We start from the raw sequence: 23596 nt of genomic DNA, 5'->3' as shown, positions 1-23596 counted from the left end.
GCAGGTTGGCAATGATGATGAAGCAATACCTGCAAGTGACCAAGCCGGGCATCATCTTCGGTAACCTCATCTCGGTTATCGGAGGGTTCCTGCTGGCCTCCAAGGGGAGCCTGGATGTGCCCCTGTTCATTCTGACCATGGCTGGTGTATCACTGGTGGTCGCCTCCGGTTGCGTGTTCAACAACTACATCGACCGGGACATCGACTGCATCATGGAGCGCACCAAGAACCGTGCTCTGGTGAAGGGTCTGATCGCCCCCGGCGTATCGCTCTGGTACGCCACCGCGCTCGGCATTGCGGGCATTGCACTGCTCTACTTTGCGGCCAATCCGTTGGCCGCCTTGCTGGCGGTGCTGGGCTTCATTGTCTATGTGGGGGTCTACAGCCTCTACATGAAGCGTCATTCGGTCTACGGCACTCTGGTCGGCAGCCTCTCCGGCGCCGCGCCGCCGGTCATCGGCTACTGCGCGGTGAGCGGTCAGTTCGACTCTGGCGCCTTGATCCTGCTGGCGATCTTCAGCCTGTGGCAGATGCCGCACTCCTATGCGATCGCCATTTTCCGCTTCAAGGATTACCAGGCGGCCAACATCCCGGTACTGCCGGTGGTGAAGGGGATCCCGGTGGCCAAGCTGCACATCACCCTCTACATCCTGGCCTTCATGGTGCCGACCCTGATGCTGTTCCTCGGCGGTTATGCCGGTTACAAGTATCTGGTGGTGGCCACCGCGGTCAGCGTCTGGTGGCTGGGGATGGCGCTGTCTGGCTACAAGGCGGCGGTGGATGACTCCCTCTGGGCGCGCAAGCTGTTCATGTTCTCCATCGTCACCATCACTTGTCTCAGCGTGATGATGTCGGTGGACTTCCAGCCGGAGGCCGAGCCTGCGGTGCTGGTGAGCATGCTGCCCTAAGGTGCATACCTGTCATGCTCCGTGTTGTGATGCGACGCGGGAAAATCAATAGAATCCAGAGCCGGGAACCTTCCCGGCTCTGTTATTATGGGGCCGCCCCTTCGGGCACTTTTCCCCTCTGTCGGGTGTGGCATGGCGCGTGTCGGCCACCCCTTGAGTCTTCCTTTTCCCTGACCTATCGAGGCCATCATGAATGATTTCACCATGACGAGGGGCGAGCGCCGTGCCACCTGGGCGCTCGGCTCCGTTTTCTCGCTGCGCATGCTCGGCATGTTTATGGTGCTGCCGGTGCTGACCACCTACGGCATGTCTCTCGCGGGGGCCTCCGAGGCGCTGATTGGCCTGGCCATCGGCATCTACGGCATGACCCAGGCGCTGTTCCAGATCCCGTTCGGCCTGCTCTCCGACAAGGTGGGCCGCAAGCCCCTCATCGTCGGCGGTCTGCTGATGTTTGCCCTCGGCAGCGTGATCGCGGCACTGACCCACTCCATCTGGGGCGTGATCCTCGGTCGCGCTCTGCAGGGCAGCGGCGCCATCTCGGCCGCCGTGATGGCGCTCTTGTCGGATCTCACCCGCGAGCAGAACCGCACCAAGGCGATGGCCTTCATCGGGGTGAGCTTTGGCATCACCTTCGCCATCGCCATGGTGACCGGCCCCCTCATCACCCATGCGCTGGGGCTCTCCGGCCTGTTCTGGCTGATCGCCCTGCTGGCGCTGGGGGGCATCGCCGTCACCCTCTGGCTGGTGCCGACCCCGAGCGGCCACCTGCTCAATCGCGAGTCCGGCATGGTGAAGGGGGGGATGCGCACCGTGCTGACCAACCCGCGCCTGCTCAAGCTCAACTTCGGCATCCTCTGCGTGCACACCCTGCTGATGTCGAGCTTCGTGGCGCTGCCACTGCTGCTGGAGAGCGCGGGCTTGCCCCGCGACAGCCAGTGGCAGGCTTATCTGGTCACCATGCTGATCGCCTTCGTCAGCGTGGTGCCGTTCATCATCTATGCCGAGAAGCGCAGAAAGATGAAGCGGGTGTTCCAGATCTGCGTGCTGGTGATGCTCGTTGCCGAGCTGGTGCTCTGGCAAAGCGGCCTGCAGCTGTGGGGCCTGCTCGCCGGCCTGCAGATCTTCTTCATCGGTTTCAACGTGATGGAGGCGCTGCTGCCCTCTCTTATCAGCAAGGAGTCGCCCCCCGGCTACAAGGGCACCGCCATGGGGATCTACTCCACCAGCCAGTTCATCGGGGTGGCCATCGGCGGCAGCCTCGGCGGCCTGCTCTACAGCCTGGGCGGTGGCACTTTGGTGTTTGGCGGCTGCGCCGCGCTGGCGCTGGTCTGGCTCGGGGTCAGCCTGACCATGGCCGAGCCCCCCTATGTGAGCAGCCTGCGCATCGTGTTGCCGAAAGGGGTGGCGGCCGACGCGGCGCTCGAGCAGAAGATCCGTGCCTGCGAGGGGGTGAGCGACGTGCTGCTGGCCGCTGCGGAGCGCTCCGTCTATGTGAAGGTGGACAGCAAGCGCCTGAGCCGGCGCGATCTGGAGTCGCTGGTCGCCGCCTGAAGACGCCTGCCTGCATGAGAAAGCCCGCCAATTCGGCGGGCTTTTTGTTGGGCAGTATTCAGCCGGACTGTGCTCAGTAGGACTGGGCTCAGTCGGCCAGGCAACGCTGCTCGGCGGGCAGGCTCGCGGCATCCCCCAACAGCAGGGTGCTGAGGGCCGCCTGGGCGCAGCGGGAGCTGTTCAACTGGCCATGCTGGTTACTCTGTTCTACCTGCACCAGGCGGGCGGCGCTGCCAAAGGCGGCCTGCATCTGGCGGGCACCGGCGAAGGGGGTATTGGGATCGTACTCGGCGCCGAGCACCAGGGCCCTGGCATCATCCGGCAGCTTTATCTCGCCGGCGCCATAGCTGGCGATGGGCTGGCGCGGATAAGGCCAGTCGGCGCAGGTGTTGAAGCTCTTGGCCAGCAGCAGGGCGCCGGCCCCCTGGAAGGCGGCATCTTCCGGGTCCAGCGTTTGCCAGCCATAGGGCTCGCTGTTGTCGGTGCAGTGGATGGCGCTGAAGAAGGGCATCTCCTGCAGCGTTGAATAGGGGTTTTCGTCGGCCTGCTCCTTGGCTAGGCGGGTCAGCAAGGGGCCGGCATCGTCCTGCTGCCAGAAAGCGAGCTGATCGTCGCGCTGGCTGCCACTGATGGCATCGCTCATCACCGCTTCCCAGCGGTCGCGGTCGAGCACATTGCCCTGGTTGTCCACATAGCGGCCGTCATCGCGAACCTGGCGGGTCACCGCCATGCTGCGCTGCAGCGCCTGATCCCCGAAGCGCCAGGCCAGGATGCGATTGGCATTCTCGGCGTCGCCGCGGAAGATGGCCGGATAGCGGCTCTCGGCGGGGGACATCGGCGAGTCGACCACCAGATTGGCCACGTGGCTCGGGTAGCGGGCGGCATAGAGGGCGGCCAGGCGAGTGCCGTAGGAGAAGGTGATGGGGGTGATCCGCTCGCGCCTCAGGTGCTGGCGCAGGCGCTCCATGTCCTCGACCACGGCCCACGAGCCCAGGTGTGGCGCATGCAGCCGCAGCGGCTCGTCACAGCGCTCCAGCAGGGCCGTGCTGAAGGCCTTGCCCTGATCCGCCCCGCTCTGGAGCGCCGGCAGGGCGCCCTTGTCCCGGCTGGCGAACAGTTGGGCGAGCTGCGCCGGGCTCATGTCCGGCCGAACGCCTTGCTTGTCGGTCAGCAGGCAGCTGCGCAGTTCGTGGCCGAGGGCGCTGTAACCGGCCCCGCGGGGATCCAGGGTGACGATGTCGTAGTGCTCAAGGATGGCGGGGTTGGCGCTGCGCAGCATGTCGAGCAGGAGGCCAAGATCCGGGGTGGCCGAGGTGGGGCCGCCCGGGTTGTAGAACAGGGTGCCGCGATAGTCGCCAGTGGCGCGATAGTGCAGATAGAAGATATCCAGGGTGTCGCCCTTGACCGTGCGGGTCTCCTGTTTGACATGGGGGCGGACGGGTTTGTCCGACCAGGAGGAGAAGCGGGGGCTGTTGTCGGCGAAGAGGGAGCTGTCGGCGCGTGCAGCGGAGTGCTTTTCCCACTTGGTCTCCTTGATCTGGACCCACTCCTTGTCGTAATCGAGCGGCACCGTCAGGTAGTGGCAACTGACCTGACTGGCGGGAATGGCGATGCCGTCCTCCTGCCAGCCCTGGCGCAGCTGTTGGCAGACCTGGCCGGCGTCATAGCCGGTGCGAATATGGCGAGCCTGGAAGGGCTCTTCTTTCTTTTCCAGATTGCAGCCTGCCAGCAATGCCGGTGCCAGCAGGGTCATGAGCAGCGTGTATTTCATTGTCTATTTCCATTTATCTAGCCTGAACCCCGAAATAGTACGGGGAGGGGCCGACCGGATGGCAGCCGGAAGTTGTATGGAAATATTGCAAGGTGTGTCGATTTACATATTTCTGGTGATATTTGGTGGCCTCGTTGATCTATTTGAAAATAATGACCGGCAACGCGCACCGTTATTTTATGCGGGATCAATAACGGCGGCGCAACCGGTAGGTGCAAGGGCTGGTCCTGGCGTTACGCGGGCGCGCGCCAGAACGGCTTGTCCCCCAGCACGGTGGCCCTGTGCATCACTCGCCGGGCCGGCAGATAGTCAGCGTTGGCATAATGCTGGGTGACCCGGTTGTCCCAGATGGCGATGTCGTGCTCCCGCCAGCGCCAGCGCACCTGATACTCGGGCTTGGTGACATGGCGAAACAGGAAGGTGAGCAGCGCCTCGCTCTCTTGCGCCGGCAAATCGGGCAGGCGGGTGGTGAAGCCTTCATTGACGAACAGCGCCTGCCGGCCGCTCAAGGGGTGGGTACGGATGACAGGGTGGCGCAGCGGCGGGTGACGGGCCGCGGCCTCCTGCCAGCGCTGGTATTCGGCCGGGCTGGCATTGTGGCGATGGGCCGGGAACGATTTGGTGAAGTCGTGCTCGGCTTCCAGCCCCGTCAGCAACTGCTGCAGACGGGGGGAGAGTCCCTCGAAGGCGGCGATGCCGCTGGCCCACAGGGTATCGCCCCCCACCGGCGGCAGCTGCTTGGCGGCCAGAATGGCCAGCGCTGGCGGCGTCTCGATGAAGGTGACGTCGGTGTGCCAGTTGTCGTTGTCCGGCGGGTTGTCGTCGTGGGTATCGAGCACGATGATCTCCTCGGCCTCCGGCGCGTGGGGATAGACAGGGTGAATGTGCAGATCGCCGAAGCGGTTGGCCAGCGCCCGCTGCTGGCGGGGGGTGATGGGCTGATCCCGAAAGAACAGCACCTGATGGGTCAGCAGGGCCTGCTGCAACTGCGCGAACTGGCCCTCATCGAGTGGCCCGGCCAGGCTGATGCCGCTGATCTCGGCGCCGATGTGGGGGCCGAGGGGGGTGATATGCAGGGAATTGCTCATAGTCCTTCTCCATGCCACGGCGTCAGGCGACGCTGCAGCGCACGTAAACCAAGTTCCAGAGTGAAGGCGATCAGGGCGATCACCAGAATGCCCGCCAGCACCACGTCGGTGGCGAGAAACTCGCCGGCGGCTTGTACCATGAAGCCCACGCCGCGGGTGGCGGCGATGAGCTCGGCCGCCACCAGGGTGGACCAGCCGACCCCGAGCCCGATGCGCAGCCCGGTGAGCATGTCCGGCAGGGCGCCGGGCACGATGACGTACCACAGCACCTGCCAGCGGTTGGCGCCGAGCGCCCGGGCGGCTCGCAGCCGCACCTGCTTGGCGCCCTGCACCCCGGCCAGGGTGGCCATGGCGACCGGCGCGAAGATGGCCAGATAGATGAGCAGCACCTTCGATGTCTCGCCGATGCCAAACCAGATCACCATGAGCGGCAGGTAGGCAAGGGGCGGCACCGGCCGGTACAGCTCGATCAGCGGGTCGAGCATGCCGCGCAGGGTGGGGCTGAGCCCCATGGCGAGGCCCACCGTCACGCCGCACAGGGTGGCGGCCGCGAGGGCGATGAGGATGCGCTGCAAACTGGCGGCGAGGTGCTGCCAGAGGGTGGCATCCATGAAGCCCTGCGGCCCGGCGAGGGTGGCAAACTGCTGCAGCACCTGGGCAGGGGGCGGCAGGAACAGCGGGCTTATCAGCCCGAGCCTGGCCACCAGCCACCAAAGTGCGAGGAGGGCACCCAGGGTCAGCAGGCTCACCCCAAGCCGGCGTGGCAGCGGCCAGCGCAGGCGTATCCGGCGGGCAGGGTCGAGCGGGCGGGAGAGGGTGAGGCTCATGCAAACACCTCCCGCTCGGCAAAGACCCGCTCCAGCACGTACTCGCGCCGCGCGATGAAGGCGGGATCCGACTTGATGCTGCGGCAGGGCTCGCCGGCGGCGAAGCGGCGGCCGAAGTCCAGGGTCAGCCGCTCCATGACTCGCCCCGGCGCCGGGGAGATCAGCACCAGCTCGGTGGCCATGAACACCGCCTCCTCGATGTCGTGGGTGATGAGCAGAACCTGCCGGCGCTGCTCGTGCCACAGACGCAGCAGCAGGGTCTGCATCTGCTCGCGGGTAAAGGCGTCGAGGGCGCCGAAGGGCTCGTCGAGCAGCAGCAGTTGCGGCTGGGTGGCCAGCGCCCGGGCGATGCCGACCCGCTGGCGTTGACCGCCGGAGAGCTGCCAGACCGGCTTGGCGTGGGCCTCCTCCAGCCCCACCTTGCGCAGCATGGCCAGCGCGCTGGCCTCGCGTTCGCGGCGCGGCACGCCGGCCAGTTGCAGCCCGAAGGCAACGTTGTCCAGCACGTTGCGCCAGGGCAGCAGGCCATCGTGCTGAAAAACCACCCCCCGCTCGGCGCCTGGGTCGCTTACCGGCCGCCCCTGCAGAGTGATGGTGCCCTGCTGGGCGGTCTGAAAACCGGCGATGAGGTTGAGCAAGGTGGTCTTGCCGCAGCCGGAGGGGCCGAGCACCACCATCAGCTCGCCTGCATCCAGGGTCAGGTTGATGTTGTCGAGGACTCTGCGCCCGGCGTAATCGGCACAAAGGTGAGTGAGCTGCAGCATGCATGCCTCCTTGTGATGCAGGGTCAGCGGGCGTGAGCCTTGACGAAGCGGTCGGTCACGTAGTCGCGATAATCGCTGCCGGCGCTCTGCACCTTGCCTTGCTCCTTGAGAAAGCGGCTGGTGTCCACCAGGGTCTGGTTCACCAGCTCCCCCAGCTCGGCGCCCTGCTGGCTGGCGCTCAGGTAGGTGTTGCCCCTGACCAGCGCGGGCACGTCGCTGGCCGGCACGCCGCTCAGTTTGGCCAGCTTGGCGAGGTTGTCCGGCTTGGTCAGCCAGCCGTCGGGGTTGGCCAGGTAGTCGCGCTGGGCCGCCAGGGTGCTGTCGACGAAGGCCTGCACCAGCTCGGGATGGGCCTTGGCGAACTCCTTGCGCACCACCCAGACATCCAGGGTGGGGGCTCCCCACTCGCCCACCTGGGCCGAGTCGGTCAGTACCTTGCCACCCTTGGTCAGCTCGTTGAGGGCCGGCGCCCAGACATAGGCGCCATCGATGTCACCCCGCTGCCAGGCGGCGATGATGGCTGGCGGTTGCAGGTTGACGATCTGCAGGCTGGCCGGATCCACTCCCCAGTGCCGCAGCGCGGCCAGCAGGCTGTAGTGGGTGGTGGAGGTAAAGGGCACGGCGATGCGCTTGCCGCTGAGCGCTGTGGCGGAGGTGAGTTCGGGCTTGACCACCAGCGCTTCCGAGTTGCCGAGCTTGGAGGCGAGCAGGAACACCTCGATGGGCACTTGCTGGTTGGCGGCCACCGCCAGCGGGCTGGAACCGATGTTGCCGATCTGCACGTCGCCGGAGGCGAGCGCCCGCACCACGCTGGCACCGCTGTCGAACTTGAGCCACTTCACCGTGGCGCCGCTGGTGCGGGCAAAGGTGTCGTCGGCCTGGGCCACTTTGGCCGGTTCGGCAGAGGTCTGGTAGGCCACCGTGACTTCCACGGCCTTGGCTTGCAGGCTGAGCAGGGCGAGCGCCGCCAGCCAGAGGGAATGTCCTTTTCCTGTCATGATATTGCTCCATCGGGGGAATGAAGCGGCAGTTTTCCCATTTATCGGGGCACAGAGGAAAGACCGAAAATATATGGCTGATGATATATGGTTCTTAGAAAAAGAACGGCAACCCAATCCGTTTATTCATATATCTCAATATGGCAAGTCGATATTTTAAAGTTGGCAATAGGTGCCGAAAAACGGCTTGAAATATCGGCAAGCCTGTTCGGATATGGCAATGCTTGCCCAGTTATTGAATATCGAATCGGTTTGGCTTATTGGGCGGATAAAATAAAACCCGCCGGTTGGGCGGGTTGGTTAGGGGCTGGTGACGCCAGTGCTGCAAGGAGCGCGCTGGCAACGGGCCGGGTGAGAGTTGCTGACCCGGAATCAGCGCTCCAGCAGGGGGGCGGAGCGGTAGCTCCAGAGCCCATAGGTGCGCAGGGCGTCGCGGTAGATGCCGAGAAGCTCGCTGTCGCTCACCTTGGCAAGCTCGGAGAGCGGCTTGTCGGGATAGCTGACGCTGTCTATCCGGATCCCGGCCGGCCCGCTCTGCCAGCTGGCGATCTCCAGCAGGGTCTGGCCCCGGCGCACATGGCTGGCGGAGCTCACCAGGGTGGCGTACTCGATCTGGTGGCGGGCGAGGGCATAGCCGCTGTAGAGGGCGTTCTCCACCGTGCTGGTGGCGTAGTTCTCCTCGATGATGCGGGAGCGGTCGATCCCCTTTTTCACCAGCCAGTCGGCCATCAGCTTGCCCTCGGTCTGACGGTTCTGGGGCACGCCGCCGGTCAGGATGATGAGGGCCGCCGGGTTGGCCTTGGCCAGCGCCCGGGTGGTTTCCAGCCGGCCCAGCAGGATGTCGTGCATGGAGCCGTCGGGATTGAGGGCATAGCCCAGGGTGACGATGGCCCGGTTGCCCGGCTTGGGTGAGCGCTCCCCCTGCTCCTTGAGCGGGGTGGCGATGACGCGCTCGACCGTGTCGAAGATGCGCTGCAGATCGGCAGCCCTGCCGGGATTGAGGGTCGCCAGCTTGCTCTGATACCCCTTGGCGGCGGCCTCGTTGTGCTTGAAGGTCTGCCAGGTGGCGAGGTAGCTCAGCAGGTCGATGTCATCGGGCGCGGTGCTGAGGGCCTGCTCGAACAGGCCGATGGCCTTGTCCACGTTGCCGTTGTAGATCTGGGCGTTGGCCGCCGAGATGAGCAGGTCGGTGCGATAGGGCTCGAGCTGGTAGGCCTGCAGCAGCAGCTCGGTTACCTGCTCCATGTTGCTCGGCATCTTGGCGGTGAAGCCGGCGGTGGAGATGCGGGCGGGGGATTTGAAGATCTGCCAGGCGTCCGCCAGCAGCTGATCCACCACCTGGCGCTTGCTGATGTACTGGTCGTAATTCTGCTCCTTTTGCAGGGAGCGTACCGGGGCAGCCCAGGCATTGCTGGAGACACACACTGGCAGCGCCAACAGGCTGGCCAGCGTCAGGGCAATCGCGGTTCTTTTCATCATGATGGCGTTCCACCGAAGGTTGATGGCACCAGGCCATTCCGGGACCATGGGGCTTTTTCAATAAAAACATAAACTTGGTGATTGGTCAGTGTACCGCGTCGCGGCGTGAAAAAACGTGAACCGCTTCGGTTATCCGGGGAAGGGGGTAGTGCCTGCCCTATTCGGGGGGAGTGAGACCTGGTTTCCCTGTGGGTTTGCTCAGTTGTGGCGCAATCCTGCCGCGTTTTGGGTAACGCTCAGCGCTGCCGTGAAAAAGTTGGCGGGGCCAATCGTTTTACCGCTTTTTCTGTGACGGCGATCACTGTACCATCGCCGCCCGACCTGCCACCCGGCCGCAGCTCCCCCTGCGACGGCGCTGGCGTCACCCGATACTCGCCGTCACCCGGAACGTGAATGACCCCAGGATGGGACCCGCCACTAACCTGTAGGTTTGTGGTCTGCGTGTCGCGGGGTCGGCACCTCTCCCGCCCGCTCCCTGCGATGCCTGTCTGCAGACTTGCCGTATGAAACTTCTCTCTTCATAGGTGCAAGATGACGCTGTTATTGAGTCTGGTCGGTATGCTGGCCCTGATGTTTATCGCCTGGCTGGCCAGTGAAAACCGCCGTGCCATCCGCTGGCGGACCGTGCTGGGGGCCCTCGCCCTGCAAACCGGCTTTGCCGCCCTGGTGCTCTACTTCCCTCCCGGTCAAATCATGCTCGGTGCCATGAGCAACGGCGTCTCCGCCCTGCTCGGCTTTGCCGACAGCGGCATCCGCTTCGTGTTTGGCGATCTGGCCAGCAACGGCTTCATCTTCGCCGTGCGGGTACTGCCGCTGGTGATCTTCATCAGCGCGCTGATCGCCGTGCTCTATCACTTCGGCATCATGCAGTGGGTGATCCGGGTGCTGGGAGGCGGCATTCACCGCCTGCTCGGCACCAGCCGCGCCGAATCCCTGGTGGCCACCGGCAACATTTTCCTCTCTCAAGGGGAGTCGCCGCTGCTGATCCGCCCCTTCCTGGCGGGCATGACCCGCTCCGAGCTCTTTGCGGTGATGACTTGCGGCATGGCCTCGGTGGCAGGCTCCGTGCTGGGTGGTTACGCCGGGCTGGGTGTGGATCTGAAATACCTGATCGCCGCCTCCTTTATGGCGGCGCCGGGGGGCCTCTTGATGGCCAAACTCTTGGTGCCGGAGCAGCAGCAGGTGTGTGAACAGGCCGAGATCACCCTCGACAAGAGCGACTACAGCAACGCCATCGACGCCCTGGCGGGCGGCGCCATGAGCGGCATGAAGATCGCGGTGGCCATCGGCACTATCCTGCTGGCCTTTGTCAGCGTGATCACCATGATCAATGCCGGTCTCACCACGGTGGGCGAGTGGTTCGGCTGGGCCGATCTCTCCCTGCAGCAGCTGCTGGGTTACCTGTTTGCCCCGGTGGCCTGGCTCATCGGCGTGCCGGCCAGCGAGATGATGGCGGCAGGATCCTTGATCGGCCAGAAGGTGATCATGAACGAGTTCGTCGCCTACCTGGATTTTGCCAACATCAAGCAGGATCTCAGCGCCCATACCCAGATCATTATCACCTTCGCCCTCTGTGGTTTTGCCAACCTGGGCTCCATTGCGGTGCAGCTTGGTTCCATCGGCACCATGGCGCCGGAGCGCCGCCACGACGTGGCGAGCCTCGGCTTCAAGGCGGTGCTGGCGGCAACCCTGGCCAACCTGATGAGCGCCACCCTGGCGGGGCTGTTCGCCTCCCTCGGCTAAGCGACCCTTGCCCCCATGTACACCCCGTCTCGCCACTGGCGCGGCGGGGTGTCGTCCATCTGGCGCCAGCCATTGACGCCTCGGCACGGCGTGGGCTCGACAGGGGCGGGCACAGGCGGTAGCGTGATGGCGCGCGGCCAGCCCGCGCCCGTTCAGGCATTCATATAACAAGGAATCACACCATGACCCGTCTCTCTCGCGCATTGGCGCTCTCCCTGCTGCTGGTCGGCGCCGCGCCGGCGTTTGCCGCCGCCACTTATACCTCGGATCTGCTGCTGTCGGCGGACTTCAAGGCCCCCTGGGCCAAGGCGACTCAGGGCATCAAGAACCTGCCCAAGTGGGTGCGCAGCGGCAACGGCACCAGCTCCCCGCTCGAAGCCGTGGCCGGCACCCCCTATCAGAGCGGCTCGGTCTGCAAACCTCACGACTGCGCCAGCCACTACATGCAGCTGCTGGAGGATGGCAAGGCCAAGCGGGTATGGGGCGTGCTCATCGATCTGCCGGATAGCGACGCCGCTCGCGAAACCCCGTCCAAATTCGCCCGCTACACCTGGCTCGGCCAGCCGGACAAGGGGATGCAGGCCGCCCTGATGAAGCAGGTTGAGGCCGACCCCAACTGGCAGTAAGCATCGAAAAGCAAAAACCTCTGCCTGGGCAGAGGTTTTTTTATGGCGAAGAGGTGATGTGGCAGGGCGCTAGCGGCTGAGGATCCGCACCGAGCGGATGCGATTGTTGAAGTCGGTCGCTTCCTGCTCGCCACCCTTGCGGGTGTAGTAGCCACCGCGAAAGTCGGTCTCCTCAAAAAAGCGCACCACCCAGCCAGCCGGCACGGTGAAGGAGGAGATGCGGTTGGCAAAGCCGTAGCGGCCGAGATCCGCAATATCCCGGTCGATGCGCAGGGACTCACCGTTCTGGTGGGCGCCGTCGAACACCAGCAGGGTGCTGGCGTCGTCCCCTTCGTCCAATCGGGTTGTCAGGCAGCTCGCCTTGGCCGGTTCGCAAAACAGGCTGTTGCTGCCCTGGCCCTGCTGGCAGCGGCGGCTCACCTTCTGGCGCGCCAGCCACTCGCTGCGCCCCGCATCGGCATAGACGCTGTTGAAGGGGGTCAGGGTACAGATGTGGATGCGCCCGCCACCCTGGCTCTGGCCGTTCACCACGATCTGGGGATTGATAAGGATATCGGCGCGGACCGCTGTGCTCAGGGTCAACAGCGCCAGCAGGACAAACAGCTTGTTCATGGATGAGATCTTGCCAGTTCAAGGGGCGGCAAGGATTGCCGAGACGCAGGCCCGATGCAAGTGGGGGCTGTGCCCGCTGCGACATTCCTTGCCCGCCACAGGCGTCAAGATGAAAGGCCCAAAGCAGAACACCGGCGCAAGGCCGGTGGTCTGAACAGCATGGCGGCGGGCCCGGCGGGGCGCGCGGTCAGGGCGGCTTAGGCGTAGAAGGCCTCGACGGTGCCCTTGACGGTGATCAGCATGGGGTTGCCGTAGCGATCCTTGGCCTTGGGGGAGGGGATCTTCACCCAACCTTCGCTGATGCAGTACTCCTCGACATTGGTGCGCTCCTTGCCGTTCACGCGAATGCCGATCTCGTGCTGGAAGCACTCCGCCACATGGTGCGGGCTGCGCGGGTTGGCCGCCAGACGGTCGGGCAGGGCAGGTTTGTTGTCGCTCATTTTATTTACCTGAGTGTGATAAAAAGTGGGTAATTGTAGGCAATGCCCGTCATGGGCTCAAGGCTGGTGGCACGCAACTTCACCTTCACTTCACCGAGCGGGGATAAGGTAGGCTCACGTTTTCAGTTGGAGCTTCACCCTATGCCCACCATAATCACTCACGCCGCCGTGCCCCTCTGCCTTGGGCTCGGGCTTGGCAGCCGGATCATCCCGCCGCGCCTGCTGTTGGCGGGGGTCGCCATCGCCATGCTGCCCGATGCCGATGTGCTCGCCTTTAAACTGGGGGTTGCCTACGGCCATGTCTTTGGCCACCGCGGCGTTACCCATTCCCTGCTGTTCGCCTTTGCCCTGCCCACGCTGGCCATGCTGTTTCACCGCCAATTTCGGGCCAGCACCGCCACCGTCTGGTCATTTTTGCTGATCTCGCTGCTCTCCCACAGTTTGCTTGACTCGCTCACCAGCGGTGGCAAGGGGGTTGGCTGGCTATGGCCGTGGCGTGACGAGCGTTTCTTCGCCCCCTGGCAGGTGAAGCGCGTAGCGGAGGGGGCTACACGCACTTGCTGGGTCGCATACTTATCTGTTTACGCCAAATGTAGTTACATCCAAAGGTGCAACAGTGAATACCTCCACGCTGTAAACCCTGTCAATATATGTTTGGAAAAACCAGAAACTCATTGCCAGAATTGCAAGCCCTATTACAGAGCTATTGATTTCAAAGCTGCCAGCGCCAATTTTAAAACTGAATGAAGATTTTCCACCTTGTTTTACGTCTTGTCTAAATTGCAGGAAGCTTAGGAAGAGGCCCATTGAAACCATAATAAATACCATTATAGCAATAGCATTCGTCTGCCACTGTTGCTGCTTTAGTTTGTGTTCCATATCACGCATTACTTCGGCTTGGTGTTGCGTAATTCGTTGCAAGTATTCTTGCTGAATATCATAAGTTTTCGTACGGTATTCAGCATACGGGTTTGGTTCTTCAGAACGTGCTGAATTTGCAGCAACTATGCTGAACAAAACAATGGTAATAACAAGCTTGGTAAGTTTCATTGCTGCCCCCCGCTTTCGGTAATTATACTGTCATACAGTGCGGCCTTCTTTATGAGTCCATCGTATTCAATTTTGGTGATTGTAACTGTAGGAATAAGTCCACCTTTGTTTCCTCCCCTAATTGGAAACAGTGGAGTGTCAGTTCCACCAGTGTTCCCACCGACAATAGTTCCACTGCCAATTGTTACTCCTGTAGAACATGTTGGACATGTCTGCTTGAGCTCGGATAATAATGACAAAATTTTTGTTCGGTCGTCCTCGGTGTATTGGCTAGGCACTTTTAGGTCCAGGTTTGAAATATCCGCCTGAAAATTCTGCAGCTTAAATATTTGGTTTGTTCCACCAAGATCTAATTGTTTAAACTCCTGCATTCGTATCTGAGGTGGTTGATTTTCGAGATTTTTAGCACTAGCTAAAGTTGTTAATGCAAGCGCCGCAATCATTAGCTTGTATTTCGACATCGAATTTACCTATAAGGTTTGATTAGATGCTAAAAATTGGGGCTCACCGGAGAGCTTTAGCCTATCCGGTTGAGCACCTTGCTATATTTTTGATGTTATTTTGCCATGCTGATCAATAGGTCAGCAATTTCGTCTAATTGCTTGTCAAACACTTCTGAATTTCTTATTCCGGCATCCCTCAATTTCTCAAGGTTCTCTCTTGTTGCATTATCAAGCGCCGGATCAGCTCCATACAGTTCTGGTTGAATTCTAAAATATTTAGAATTTGGCACAGTTGATGCAATTTGCTTCAAATAATATTCTGTCATTTGTGGGCCGCCCTCAAGTGTAATGTCAATTACTGGCTTTGCCCAACCAAGCGGCCCCCAGTCTTTTACATCTGAATATGAATAGTTTTTTAATTTCTTCCCTGTGCCAATAGACACAATAATCATATCTTTAATCCCGCTGACGCCCATGCTGACGGCTTCTGAATAGGCGCATAGAGCTGGGTCGTTTGCTACCACGCCACCATCGACTAAAACAAATTTTTGTTTTAACGGAGATGTGGAATATATGCGCGCCGCCTCGAAGTATGTTGGCGCAGCAGTGCTGCCTCGTAATAACTCTCTTACTAAGAAATCTTTTTGGTTTTTTATGGCGGTGTGTTGTTTGAAAATTCTAGGTTCTCGTCTGTCAACGTCATAGGAAACAAAACAAGTTGGTTTTAATAACTCACTAAGCTTTGTTTCTCCAAATGCCTCCATCAACACTCTCTCAAGCTCTTTTGCAGAGTATTTCTCGTCGCTTGTACCTCCTAATGTACCAATGGAACGCCAGAATTTAACATCGAATATTTCGTCGCCATCTTCAAGGTAAAAATTTACTGCCTCTTTGGCAGAATACTTTGGTCGTCCTTCTTCATTGGGACAAACATATGCTGCACTCAGAATTGCACCTGTGCTTGTCCCTGCAACCAAATCAAAATAGTCTGCAATTCGTGCACTTGTGTTATGTGATTTGCTTTTTAATTTTTCCTCAAGCGATACCAGTATTTGACCTGGTAGTATCCCTCTGATTCCCCCCCCATCAATAGACAGTATTCTGAATGCCATTTTCTAGTCTCCTTTGTGATGTAAAAAACATAACGTTTGGTTAAGACCTTGAACCAGTAGGTATGTTTCACTTGTACTGTGCTTTTTTGAAAAAAACATGATAACAAGATAGATAATAGGCCAGATAAATACAAAGATGGCAGTGATTATGATGTAGGGAGCCACGGCACTAACTGGCTTGTTGTGCGACTGCACCGCAGACTGCTGGATGAACAATTCCACATCAAAGGGAGAACGACCTGGTATGAGTCGGTAGAGCAGATGCAGACAGATCTGGACAGCTACCTAGAGCACTACAACAACCAGCGACCACATCAGGGCAGGATGATGGAGGGACAGACCCCTACAGCATGTTCAAGAAGGGTCTGAAATTGATACCGAAGGAAGTGAATGCGTAGATGCCTTCACCCCAGCCCTCTCCCAGGGGGAGAGGGAGCATATCTGCTGTTAAACGGGGCCGTGGGTTGGCACGGTATTGATCCCCCTCTTATTCGCTGAGGCGAGTCCTCTTGTTCAGGCCGTGAGGCAGGACGCCGAGCGAGCGGCGCTGGGCCATGGGCAAAATCGGGAAAGGGCGAGCACAGCTCGACCCAATTTGGCGCGAGAACACGGATGTTCGAAGCGGGCTTTGGGCGAAGCCATGGATGGCGGAGACCAAAGGCCCATCGGCGCGTGCCGTTGGACAAGAGGGTGAGCCGAAGGTACCCGACGTCAGTCGGGCGAATAAGCGGGGGTGGCCTTTCTTTTGGTGACTTTTCTTTGGCCGCGCAAAGAAAAGTCACTCGCCCCGGCCCGAAGGGCGGGCGAAACCCTGTCGAGGGCGGAGCCCTCGTGTTCCATGCGGCGAAGCCGCATCAAACGCCTCACCGCTGGCTCTGGAGCTCGGAGTAACTCCGCCCGGATCGCGAACGTCCGAATACGCTGCGCTATTCGAACCTACGATTCGATAACGCCGGGGGATTATGGGTTCCCTCACCCTGACCCTCTCCCAAGGGGAGAGGGGACAAAGACGCTGGGAGCGGCAACAAGCAAAAAATAGAAAGGGAGCCTATCAGGCTCCCTTTTTGCAGACATGGTCAATGGCATGTGACCCATGCCGCCCCTTATCGATTGGTCGCCGCCTTCATCCCTTCCACAAACTCTTTCAGACGGTTCAGCATATGCTCCGGATTCTGGTGGTGGGTCTCGATGATCTTCACCACGGCGGAGCCGGAGATGGCACCGGCGGCGCCAGCGGCAATCGCTTCACGTACCTGAGTCGGCTCGCTGATACCAAAGCCGAGCAGGGCGGGGGGGGCATTGAACTCGCGCAGGGTATTGATGAGGCCCTCCACCGGCATGCCGGCCTTGGTCTCGGCACCGGTCACACCGGCGCGGCTCACCAGATAGGTGTAACCATTGCCGAGCTCCGCCACCTGTTTCAGGGTTTCGGCATCGCCATTGGGCGGGGCGATAAAGATGCTGTCGATACCGAACTTGTCGGCGGCCGCCTTGTAGGGGGCGCACATCTGCACCGGCACGTCGGCCACCAGCACCGAATCCACGCCGGCCTGCTGGCACTTCTCGTAAAAGCCGTCAATTTTGCGCACATAGACCAGGTTGGCGTAGACCAAGAGGCCAATGGGCAGCTGCGGGTACTTGGCGCGGATGCGGCCAAGCAGCTCGAAGCAGTCGTCCGGGGTGGTGTGGCTCTCAAAGGCGCGCAGGGCGGCGCCCTGAATGGTGGGGCCGTCCGCCACTGGATCCGAGAAGGGAATGCCGAGCTCGAGGGCATCGGCGCCCCCTGCGACCAGCGCATCGACGATGGCCAGCGACAATTCGGGGGTGGGGTCACCCAGCATCACGAACGGCACAAAGGCGCCCTGATTGGCTTCGTCCAGACGGGAGAAGAGTTGTGCGTAACGGTTCATGACAAGGTTCCTTCTTTCTCAAAAATGTCAGCCACGGTGAAGATATCTTTGTCGCCACGGCCGGAGAGGTTGACGATGAGCACCTGCTCTTTTTCCGGTTCACTGCGGGCCATCTTGAGGGCGTGGGCCAGCGCGTGGGAGGACTCCAGCGCCGGTATGATGCCTTCGGATTTGGCCAGCTCCTGGAAGGCGTCCAGCGCCTCCTTGTCGGTCACCGAGGGATACTCGGCGCGGCCGATGGCGGCCAAGTGGGCGTGCTGCGGGCCGACGGAGGGGAAGTCCAGCCCCGCCGAGACGGAGTAGGACTCCTGAATTTGACCCTGAGTGTCCTGCATCAGGTAGGAGTGCATGCCAAAGAAGACCCCCTTGCTGCCGTGACCGAGCGGCGCGCCGTGCTCGCCACTCTCGATACCGTGACCACCCGGCTCGACACCGATGAGGCGCACCGACGGCTCATCGATAAAGTCGGCAAACATGCCGATGGCGTTCGACCCGCCGCCGACGCAGGCGATCACCGCATCGGGCAGCCGCTCTTCCTTCTCGAAGCACTGGGCCTTGGCCTCTTCGCCGATCATCTTCTGGAACTCCCGCACAATAGTGGGGAAGGGGTGCGGGCCGGCGGCGGTCCCGAGCAGATAGTGGGCCGACTCGTAGTTGGCAGCCCAGTCGCGCAGCGCCTCGTTGCAGGCATCTTTCAGGGTGCTGGAGCCGGAGTGCACCGGGATGACGGTGGCGCCCATCAGCTTCATGCGAAAGACGTTCGGTTTCTGGCGTTCGCAATCCTTGGCGCCCATGTAGACCCGGCACTTGAGGCCGAGCAGGGCGCAAGCCAGCGCAGTGGCCACGCCGTGTTGACCGGCGCCGGTCTCGGCGATGATCTCGCTCTTGCCCATCCGCTTGGCCAGCAGCGCCTGACCCAGTACCTGGTTGGTCTTGTGGGCGCCGCCGTGCAGCAGATCTTCACGCTTCAGATAGAGGCGGGTCTTGGTGCCCTTGGTCAGGTTGCGGGTCAGGGTGAGCGGGGTCGGGCGACCGGCATACTCGGTCAGCAGGGTCTGAAATTCGGCGATAAAGGCCGGATCATCCTTGGCATCGACAAAGGCCTTCTCCAGCTGGAGCAGGGCGGGGATGAGGATCTGGGGCACGTACATGCCGCCAAATTCACCAAAAAACGGGTTGAGCAGGGTCATGGTTTCTTCCTTATACCTTGAGTCGAAAACGGAACATCAATTACGAAACGGTGATTCAGTGGCGGCCTCACAGGGCGTGCTTACAGTTGGCGCAGGGCGGCAAACGCGGCCGCCAGCTTGTGGGCATCCTTTTGGCCCGGGGCACTCTCCACCCCGGAGTTGAAATCAAGGCCGAGGCAGCCCACTTGCGCGGCTTGCAGGGCGTTGTCGGGATTAAGGCCGCCCGCCAGCATCAGCTTGGCTTTATCGAGCGTGGCCAGCAGGGCCCAGTCGAATGCCTGACCGGTGCCGCCGCTCTGGCTGCCTACTTTGGTATCCAGCAGCAGGCGATCGGCCGGGTAGTCGAGGGCGGGCAGCGGCTCGCCGCTTGTGACGCCAACTGCCTTCCAGATCTGGCAGCCAGTCGGCAGCAGTGCTCGCAGTCCCTCGATATAGGCGGCGTCTTCATCCCCGTGCAGTTGCACCGCGGCGAGCCCGAGCGCCTCCACCGTCTTGACGAGGGTGGCGGGCTGGGCGTTGCGAAATACCCCGACGTAAGAGAGCGGCGCGCCCGCCATCACGGCGCGGGCGGCGGGAATGTCCACATAGCGCGGGCTTTTGGCCACAAAGATAAGACCCCCGAATACCGCGCCTGCCTGATGGGCCGCAGCGGCGTCTTCGGCGCGGGTCAGGCCGCACACCTTGTTCTGGCCCAGAGTGAGCTTGCGCACCGCCGCCTCCAGATCCGGCTCGGCCATCAGGGACGAGCCCACTAGGAAGCCCTTGGCATGGTGGCGCAGATCCGCCACCTGGGCGCGGTGGTTGATGCCGGATTCGCTGATCACCACCCGATCGCTCGGAATATCTTTAGCCAGCTGTTTGGTGCGGTTGAGGTCGACGCTCAAGTCGCGCAGGTCCCGGTTGTTGATACCGATCACCGGCGCCCCCAGCGCGATGGCGCGGGTCAGCTCCTCCTCGTTGCTCACCTCGGTGAGCACGCCAAGGCCCAGCTCCTTGGCCACCGCGAACAGGGCGCGATAGCCCTCGTCGGTGAGCACCGAGAGCATCAGGAGGATGGCGTCCGCCTGATAGTGGCGGGCCAGATAGACCTGATAGGGGTCAATCATGAAATCCTTGCAGAGCACCGGCTGCTGAACACGGCTGCGCACCCGCGGCAGGAAGGCGAAATCCCCCTGAAAGAACTTCTCGTCGGTCAGCACCGAGATGGCGGTGGCGTATTTGCCATAGATGTCGGCGATCGCCTCCGGGCTGAAGTCGTCGCGGATCAAGCCCTTGGAGGGAGAGGCCTTCTTGCACTCCAGAATAAAGCGGGTGGAACCGGCCTTGAGCACCCCGACGAAATCCCGATCGCTGGGGATCAGCGCGCTCTGGAAGCTCGCCAGCGGCTGGGCCAGCTTGCGGGCGGCAACCCACTCCTGCTTGGCCGCCACGATCTTGCCGAGGATGGTCTGGCTGATGGAGGCCATGTTCAGAAAAGCATGGGGGGCAATAAGGTCTGACATCTCGTTATCCTTGCGAAGCTGGTTATTGCCGGTTGGGCGTTCTGAATGACTGCTGTGCAGAGTCGTGGCTGACATCATGCCTCCTGATGGCTCGCTTCCTGATGGCTCAAAGTGGCGAGGCGAGCGGCGAGCTCCGCCGTCTTGCCGCTGGCCAGCACCGCCAGCACCTCGGCCGCCGCGCTCTTGAGATCCTTCGCCTTGCCCGCCATCAGCAGCAGGGGGGCCACGTTGGCGGCGATGGCTGCGTTGTGGGCCGGGGTGCCACGCCCTTCCAGAATGGCGGCGGTGATGGCGCGGTTCTCTTCCGGCTCCCCCCCCTGAATGGCGCTGACCGGGTAGGTCTCCAGGCCAAAGTCAGCCGGGGTTAACAGAAACTCGCGGATCTCGCCGTCACGGATCTGGGCTACCTGGGTCGGGCCGTGGATGGCAATCTCGTCAAGGCCGGCGCCGTGCACCACCATACCGGTTTTCAGCCCCAGTGCCAGCAGGGTTTCGGCGATGGGGCGCACCAGCTCGGGGGCATAGACCCCCATCAGCTGGTAGGTGGGGCGAGCCGGGTTGATGAGCGGCCCCAGCACATTGAACAGGGTGCGGGTCTTGAGGGCCTGACGCACTGGCATGGCATGACGCACGCCAGCGTGGTACTGGGGGGCGAACAGGAAGCAGATGCCGAGCTCATCCAGGCAGCGGCGCGCCTGCGCCGGGCTCATGTCGAGCTTGATGCCCATTTTGTCGAGCAGATCGCTTGAACCCGACTTGCTCGAGACCGAGCGGTTGCCGTGCTTGGCTACTTTCAGGCCGCAGGCGGCGGCGACCAGTGCCGAGGTGGTGGAGACGTTGATGGTGTTGAGGCCATCGCCCCCGGTGCCGACGATGTCGCAAAATTCATAGTCCGGACGCGGGAAGTCGCGCGCTTCTGCCAGCAGGGCCTCGGCGGCGCCGGCGATCTCCTCCGGGGTCTCCCCCTTGATCTTGAGGGCGGTCAGCAGGCTTGCGAGCACGATGGGATCCACTTCGCCACGTACCACCTGGCCGAAGGCGTCGCGGGTACTTTCACGGCTCAGAGACTGACCCTGATAGAGGGTGTTGAGATGATGATGCATGTTGGTCTCCTTACCGCACACTGCTTTCTGGACGGGTGATGTGAGCGAGCGCCTGGGTCAGCAGGCGGGCCCCTTCCGAGGTCATGATGGATTCCGGGTGGAACTGGAAGCCCAGCACCCGCTCATCCTGCTGCTCGATGGCCATGGGCATGCCCTGATAGTGGGCAATCACCGTCAGCTCTTCCGGTACATAGGTGGCCACCAGGGAGTGGTAGCGGGCCACCGGCAACGGGCTTGGCAGACCGGCGAAGGCGCCGTGGCCGTTGTGCTCAATCAGGGAGCGCTTGCCATGGACGATCTCGCCCGCCGCGCCGACGGTGCCACCGTAGGCTTCGCACAGGGCCTGATGGCCGAGACAGATACCGAGGATGGGCACCTGACCACGGGCCAGCTTGATAAGGTCGATGAGGCAACCCGCCTCATGGGGGGCGCCCGGCCCCGGCGAGAGCACCAGCACGGCATCCCCTTCGCAGGCGGCAATCTCGCTTATGATGCGGCTCGCCGGCAGGCTGTTGCGGTAGATCCGTACCGGATAGCCGAGGGAGCGGAACTGATCGACGAGGTTGTAGGTAAAGGAGTCGAAGTTGTCGAGCAGGAAGATGTTAGTCATGGCTCACGTCCTTATGTTGCTCCTGCTGGGCGCTCAGGGCTTGCAGGGAGGTGCCATGGCTGGCTGCGATGGCGGCCAGTACGGCCGCCGCCTTGGCGCGGGTTTCGTCCGCTTCGGCCTGGGGTTTGGAGTCATAGACCACCCCGGCGCCGGCCTGCACATGGGCCACGCCCGCTTTGACGAACGCGGAGCGAATGACGATGCAGGTATCCATCTCGCCAGCGCCGTTGATATAGCCGACCGCACCGCCGTAGCTGCCGCGGCGCTTGCCTTCCACCATGCGAATCAGCTCGCTGGCGCGGATCTTGGGCGCGCCGGTGAGAGTGCCCATGTTCATGCAGGCCTGATAGGCGTGCAGGGCGTCAAGATCGGCGCGCAAGGTGCCGACCACCTTGGAGACCAGGTGCATCACGTGGCTGTAGCGATCCACTTTCAGCAGCTCCTTGACGTAGCGGGTACCCGGCTCGGAGATGCGGGCGATGTCGTTGCGGCCCAGATCCACCAGCATCAGGTGCTCGGCCACCTCTTTCTCGTCCTGACGCAGTTCCAGCTCGATGCGGCCGTCGAGATCCCGGTTGATGCTGCCATCCGGGTTGAAGCCGCGGCGGCGGGTACCGGCGATGGGGTACATCTCCACGTCGCGGCTGGTGGCGCAGAATTTCACCGCGCTCTCGGGGGAGGCGCCAAACAGGGTGAAGCCCTCATCCTGCACATAGAACATGTAGGGGCTGGGGTTGGTCTGCTTGAGGCGGCGATAGGCGGCGACGGGGCTGGGGCAGGGCAGGGAGAAGCAGCGTGACGGCACCACCTGGAAGATGTCACCGCGGCGAATGAAGCCCTTGAGCTTCTCCACCTCGGCGCAGAACTGCTTGTCGCTCTTGTCCACGCTCATGCCGCCGGCGAGGGCCGGGGTGGCCGGGGCCTGCGCAGGGGCTTGCTGGCAGGCGTGCTTGAACTGGGCGAGGCGCTCGCTCAGGCGGTGGTATCTGTCTTCCACCCGGCTTTCGTCACTGTCACCGCCGAAGATGCAGGCGAGCAGCGCAGTGGAGCGCGCGATGTGGTCGATGGTGATCAGGGTCTCGGCCACGTAGAAGCAGTAGTCGGGGCAGTCGTTGCTCCCCTGTGGCACGTCGGGCAGATCTTCAAAGGAGGCGATGAGGTCGTAGGCGAAGCTGCCGGCCATAAACAGCGCCTCTTTGCCGAGCTGGCAATCGAGCTCTCGCTGCAGGGTGCGCAGCACGTCCAGCACGCTGATCCCCTTGAGGCGGCTGTCTTCGTCCTGTTCCCGATCGGGGGCCGGGAAGTCGAGCTGCAACTCGCCGGCCACCAGGCTCTGGGCAACGGCGGCAGGCAGGCGCTCGGCCAGCAGGCTCTGCAGCTGGGCGCCGTTGTCGTTCAGGCTGCGCACCCGCACGGTGCGGCCACGGCACTCGATGCGCAGGCAGGCGTCCACCAGCAGCAGGCTCTGTTTGCCGGCCTTGGAGTCGATCTCGACCGATTCCAGCAGCAGGTTGTTGGGGCGACCCTGGCAGAGCTCGCTGTAGAGTGCCAGCGGATCGGCCACATAGGGGGCGTTGAGGGTGAGGGTATCGAATTCACCCAGAGGAAGGCGATGGCTGGCTGTCATAGTGCGTTCCCTTGCGTGTGATGCTGTTTACCGATGTTCATGACGTTGAATTCCTTGAAAATTTAATGGGTCTGAGGTGGCTGGTTCAGGGGCGCCATCGCCAGGTCAGGTTGCTTGTCTGAATTCTCGGTTTCATCACAGGTCCATTTGCCGGATAATAAAAAAGCCCGCTGGGGTCAGCGGGCTTTTTCTTTGGGTTCTTTATTTGCTGTCAGATTTACAGGTACAGCAACGACCACACG

The 23596-nt window shown here is 61.9% G+C and carries 21 protein-coding genes and 2 pseudogenes; 6 read left to right on the top strand and 17 right to left on the bottom strand.

The window, feature by feature from the left end; genetic code table 11:
- The first annotated feature begins 11 nt into the window (after positions 1–11).
- Positions 12–908, top strand: a complete 897-nt coding sequence (gene cyoE, locus AHA_RS14880) for a heme o synthase (RefSeq protein WP_005302932.1) — start codon at positions 12–14, stop codon at positions 906–908.
- Positions 909–1097: 189 nt separating this feature from the next.
- On the top strand, positions 1098–2459 hold the full coding sequence (locus AHA_RS14875; RefSeq protein ID WP_011706740.1) for an MFS transporter: 1362 nt from the start codon (positions 1098–1100) through the stop codon (positions 2457–2459).
- An 88-nt stretch (positions 2460–2547) separates the two neighbouring features.
- Here the strand turns inward: AHA_RS14875 and AHA_RS14870 are convergent, their stop codons facing one another.
- The 6 genes from AHA_RS14870 to AHA_RS14845 form a co-directional block, all read right to left on the bottom strand.
- Complete coding sequence (locus AHA_RS14870; RefSeq protein ID WP_164927700.1) at positions 2548–4230, bottom strand: alpha/beta hydrolase; 1683 nt, start codon at positions 4228–4230, stop codon at positions 2548–2550.
- A 233-nt stretch (positions 4231–4463) separates the two neighbouring features.
- Positions 4464–5318 (bottom strand): taurine dioxygenase, encoded by an 855-nt coding sequence (gene tauD / locus AHA_RS14865; RefSeq protein WP_011706738.1) that lies wholly within the window; start codon positions 5316–5318, stop codon positions 4464–4466.
- Positions 5315–6145, bottom strand: coding sequence for a taurine ABC transporter permease TauC (gene tauC, locus AHA_RS14860; RefSeq protein ID WP_011706737.1), 831 nt, complete (start codon positions 6143–6145; stop codon positions 5315–5317). Before tauC ends, tauD begins: the two co-directional genes overlap by 4 nt.
- A complete protein-coding gene (gene tauB, locus AHA_RS14855; RefSeq protein WP_011706736.1) occupies positions 6142–6909 on the bottom strand; it encodes a taurine ABC transporter ATP-binding subunit in 768 nt (255 codons plus the stop codon). The genes tauC and tauB overlap by 4 nt, the downstream gene beginning before the upstream one ends.
- 23 nt (positions 6910–6932) lie before the next feature.
- Entirely contained in the window at positions 6933–7907 is a 975-nt protein-coding gene (tauA, locus tag AHA_RS14850; RefSeq protein WP_011706735.1) for a taurine ABC transporter substrate-binding protein, read from the bottom strand.
- 372 nt (positions 7908–8279) lie between these two features.
- On the bottom strand, positions 8280–9434 hold the full coding sequence (locus AHA_RS14845; RefSeq protein WP_172583087.1) for an ElyC/SanA/YdcF family protein: 1155 nt from the start codon (positions 9432–9434) through the stop codon (positions 8280–8282).
- 483 nt (positions 9435–9917) lie between these two features.
- Here AHA_RS14845 and AHA_RS14840 point away from each other — a divergent pair, with 483 nt between their 5' ends.
- Positions 9918–11129 (top strand): NupC/NupG family nucleoside CNT transporter, encoded by a 1212-nt coding sequence (locus AHA_RS14840; protein ID WP_011706733.1) that lies wholly within the window; start codon positions 9918–9920, stop codon positions 11127–11129.
- Positions 11130–11311: 182 nt separating this feature from the next.
- On the top strand, positions 11312–11755 hold the full coding sequence (locus AHA_RS14835) for an inhibitor of vertebrate lysozyme family protein (protein WP_011706732.1): 444 nt from the start codon (positions 11312–11314) through the stop codon (positions 11753–11755).
- A 69-nt stretch (positions 11756–11824) separates the two neighbouring features.
- Here the strand turns inward: AHA_RS14835 and AHA_RS14830 are convergent, their stop codons facing one another.
- Positions 11825–12367 (bottom strand): beta/gamma crystallin-related protein, encoded by a 543-nt coding sequence (locus AHA_RS14830; protein ID WP_011706731.1) that lies wholly within the window; start codon positions 12365–12367, stop codon positions 11825–11827.
- Between the two features lie 197 nt (positions 12368–12564).
- Positions 12565–12807, bottom strand: a complete 243-nt coding sequence (locus tag AHA_RS14825; protein ID WP_005302916.1) for a DUF3297 family protein — start codon at positions 12805–12807, stop codon at positions 12565–12567.
- A gap of 141 nt (positions 12808–12948) precedes the next feature.
- On the opposite strand from AHA_RS14825, the pseudogene AHA_RS14820 reads away from it, so the two are divergent.
- Positions 12949–13347: pseudogene (locus AHA_RS14820) on the top strand (metal-dependent hydrolase); the annotation flags it as partial.
- A 33-nt stretch (positions 13348–13380) separates the two neighbouring features.
- Here AHA_RS14820 and AHA_RS22010 read toward each other — a convergent pair.
- The 3 genes from AHA_RS22010 to AHA_RS14805 form a co-directional block, all read right to left on the bottom strand.
- Positions 13381–13857, bottom strand: coding sequence for a hypothetical protein (locus tag AHA_RS22010; protein WP_164927496.1), 477 nt, complete (start codon positions 13855–13857; stop codon positions 13381–13383).
- Positions 13854–14318, bottom strand: a complete 465-nt coding sequence (locus AHA_RS14810; RefSeq protein ID WP_139348845.1) for a hypothetical protein — start codon at positions 14316–14318, stop codon at positions 13854–13856. The genes AHA_RS22010 and AHA_RS14810 overlap by 4 nt, the downstream gene beginning before the upstream one ends.
- A 95-nt stretch (positions 14319–14413) precedes the next feature.
- The gene (locus AHA_RS14805) at positions 14414–15412 is read right to left on the bottom strand and encodes a patatin-like phospholipase family protein (RefSeq protein WP_011706729.1); all 999 of its coding nucleotides are present in this window, start codon (positions 15410–15412) and stop codon (positions 14414–14416) included.
- Positions 15413–15592: 180 nt separating this feature from the next.
- Here AHA_RS14805 and AHA_RS14800 point away from each other — a divergent pair.
- Positions 15593–15810 (top strand): annotated as a pseudogene (locus tag AHA_RS14800) (integrase core domain-containing protein); the annotation flags it as partial.
- A 705-nt stretch (positions 15811–16515) separates the two neighbouring features.
- Here the strand turns inward: AHA_RS14800 and trpA are convergent.
- The 6 genes from trpA to AHA_RS14770 all read right to left on the bottom strand — a co-directional run bounded on the left by trpA (position 16516) and on the right by AHA_RS14770 (position 23354).
- The gene (gene trpA, locus AHA_RS14795; protein ID WP_011706728.1) at positions 16516–17322 is read right to left on the bottom strand and encodes a tryptophan synthase subunit alpha; all 807 of its coding nucleotides are present in this window, start codon (positions 17320–17322) and stop codon (positions 16516–16518) included.
- Complete coding sequence (gene trpB / locus AHA_RS14790) at positions 17319–18512, bottom strand: tryptophan synthase subunit beta (protein WP_011706727.1); 1194 nt, start codon at positions 18510–18512, stop codon at positions 17319–17321. Before trpB ends, trpA begins: the two co-directional genes overlap by 4 nt.
- Before the next feature lie 80 nt (positions 18513–18592).
- A complete protein-coding gene (gene trpCF, locus AHA_RS14785; RefSeq protein ID WP_164927699.1) occupies positions 18593–20089 on the bottom strand; it encodes a bifunctional indole-3-glycerol-phosphate synthase TrpC/phosphoribosylanthranilate isomerase TrpF in 1497 nt (498 codons plus the stop codon).
- Positions 20089–21117, bottom strand: a complete 1029-nt coding sequence (gene trpD / locus AHA_RS14780) for an anthranilate phosphoribosyltransferase (protein ID WP_011706725.1) — start codon at positions 21115–21117, stop codon at positions 20089–20091. Before trpD ends, trpCF begins: the two co-directional genes overlap by 1 nt.
- 10 nt (positions 21118–21127) lie before the next feature.
- Positions 21128–21727 carry an aminodeoxychorismate/anthranilate synthase component II gene (locus tag AHA_RS14775; protein ID WP_011706724.1) on the bottom strand — a complete coding sequence of 200 codons (600 nt, stop codon included), beginning with the start codon at positions 21725–21727 and terminating at the stop codon, positions 21128–21130.
- Positions 21720–23354 (bottom strand): anthranilate synthase component 1, encoded by a 1635-nt coding sequence (locus tag AHA_RS14770; protein ID WP_011706723.1) that lies wholly within the window; start codon positions 23352–23354, stop codon positions 21720–21722. Before AHA_RS14770 ends, AHA_RS14775 begins: the two co-directional genes overlap by 8 nt.
- Positions 23355–23596: the final 242 nt, after the last annotated feature.

The sequence above is a fragment of the Aeromonas hydrophila subsp. hydrophila ATCC 7966 genome, assembly GCF_000014805.1.
Taxonomy (GTDB): Bacteria; Pseudomonadota; Gammaproteobacteria; order Enterobacterales; family Aeromonadaceae; genus Aeromonas; species Aeromonas hydrophila.
Note: the sequence above shows the minus strand (reverse complement) of the source record. Positions and strands in the feature narration are given on the sequence as shown.

Coding starts and splice junctions, on each gene's coding strand:
- trpB (WP_011706727.1), bottom strand. CDS start 18,512: ATGACCCTGCTCAACCCGTTTTTTGGTGAATTTGGCGGCATGTACGTG.
- AHA_RS14870 (WP_164927700.1), bottom strand. CDS start 4,230: ATGAAATACACGCTGCTCATGACCCTGCTGGCACCGGCATTGCTGGCA.
- AHA_RS14810 (WP_139348845.1), bottom strand. CDS start 14,318: ATGTCGAAATACAAGCTAATGATTGCGGCGCTTGCATTAACAACTTTA.
- AHA_RS14775 (WP_011706724.1), bottom strand. CDS start 21,727: ATGACTAACATCTTCCTGCTCGACAACTTCGACTCCTTTACCTACAAC.
- AHA_RS14875 (WP_011706740.1), top strand. CDS start 1,098: ATGAATGATTTCACCATGACGAGGGGCGAGCGCCGTGCCACCTGGGCG.
- tauC (WP_011706737.1), bottom strand. CDS start 6,145: ATGAGCCTCACCCTCTCCCGCCCGCTCGACCCTGCCCGCCGGATACGC.
- AHA_RS14770 (WP_011706723.1), bottom strand. CDS start 23,354: ATGACAGCCAGCCATCGCCTTCCTCTGGGTGAATTCGATACCCTCACC.
- tauD (WP_011706738.1), bottom strand. CDS start 5,318: ATGAGCAATTCCCTGCATATCACCCCCCTCGGCCCCCACATCGGCGCC.
- trpCF (WP_164927699.1), bottom strand. CDS start 20,089: ATGTCAGCCACGACTCTGCACAGCAGTCATTCAGAACGCCCAACCGGC.
- AHA_RS22010 (WP_164927496.1), bottom strand. CDS start 13,857: ATGAAACTTACCAAGCTTGTTATTACCATTGTTTTGTTCAGCATAGTT.
- AHA_RS14835 (WP_011706732.1), top strand. CDS start 11,312: ATGACCCGTCTCTCTCGCGCATTGGCGCTCTCCCTGCTGCTGGTCGGC.
- AHA_RS14840 (WP_011706733.1), top strand. CDS start 9,918: ATGACGCTGTTATTGAGTCTGGTCGGTATGCTGGCCCTGATGTTTATC.
- trpA (WP_011706728.1), bottom strand. CDS start 17,322: ATGAACCGTTACGCACAACTCTTCTCCCGTCTGGACGAAGCCAATCAG.
- AHA_RS14805 (WP_011706729.1), bottom strand. CDS start 15,412: ATGGCATTCAGAATACTGTCTATTGATGGGGGGGGAATCAGAGGGATA.
- tauA (WP_011706735.1), bottom strand. CDS start 7,907: ATGACAGGAAAAGGACATTCCCTCTGGCTGGCGGCGCTCGCCCTGCTC.
- tauB (WP_011706736.1), bottom strand. CDS start 6,909: ATGCTGCAGCTCACTCACCTTTGTGCCGATTACGCCGGGCGCAGAGTC.
- AHA_RS14845 (WP_172583087.1), bottom strand. CDS start 9,434: ATGGTCCCGGAATGGCCTGGTGCCATCAACCTTCGGTGGAACGCCATC.
- cyoE (WP_005302932.1), top strand. CDS start 12: ATGATGATGAAGCAATACCTGCAAGTGACCAAGCCGGGCATCATCTTC.
- trpD (WP_011706725.1), bottom strand. CDS start 21,117: ATGCATCATCATCTCAACACCCTCTATCAGGGTCAGTCTCTGAGCCGT.
- AHA_RS14825 (WP_005302916.1), bottom strand. CDS start 12,807: ATGAGCGACAACAAACCTGCCCTGCCCGACCGTCTGGCGGCCAACCCG.
- AHA_RS14830 (WP_011706731.1), bottom strand. CDS start 12,367: ATGAACAAGCTGTTTGTCCTGCTGGCGCTGTTGACCCTGAGCACAGCG.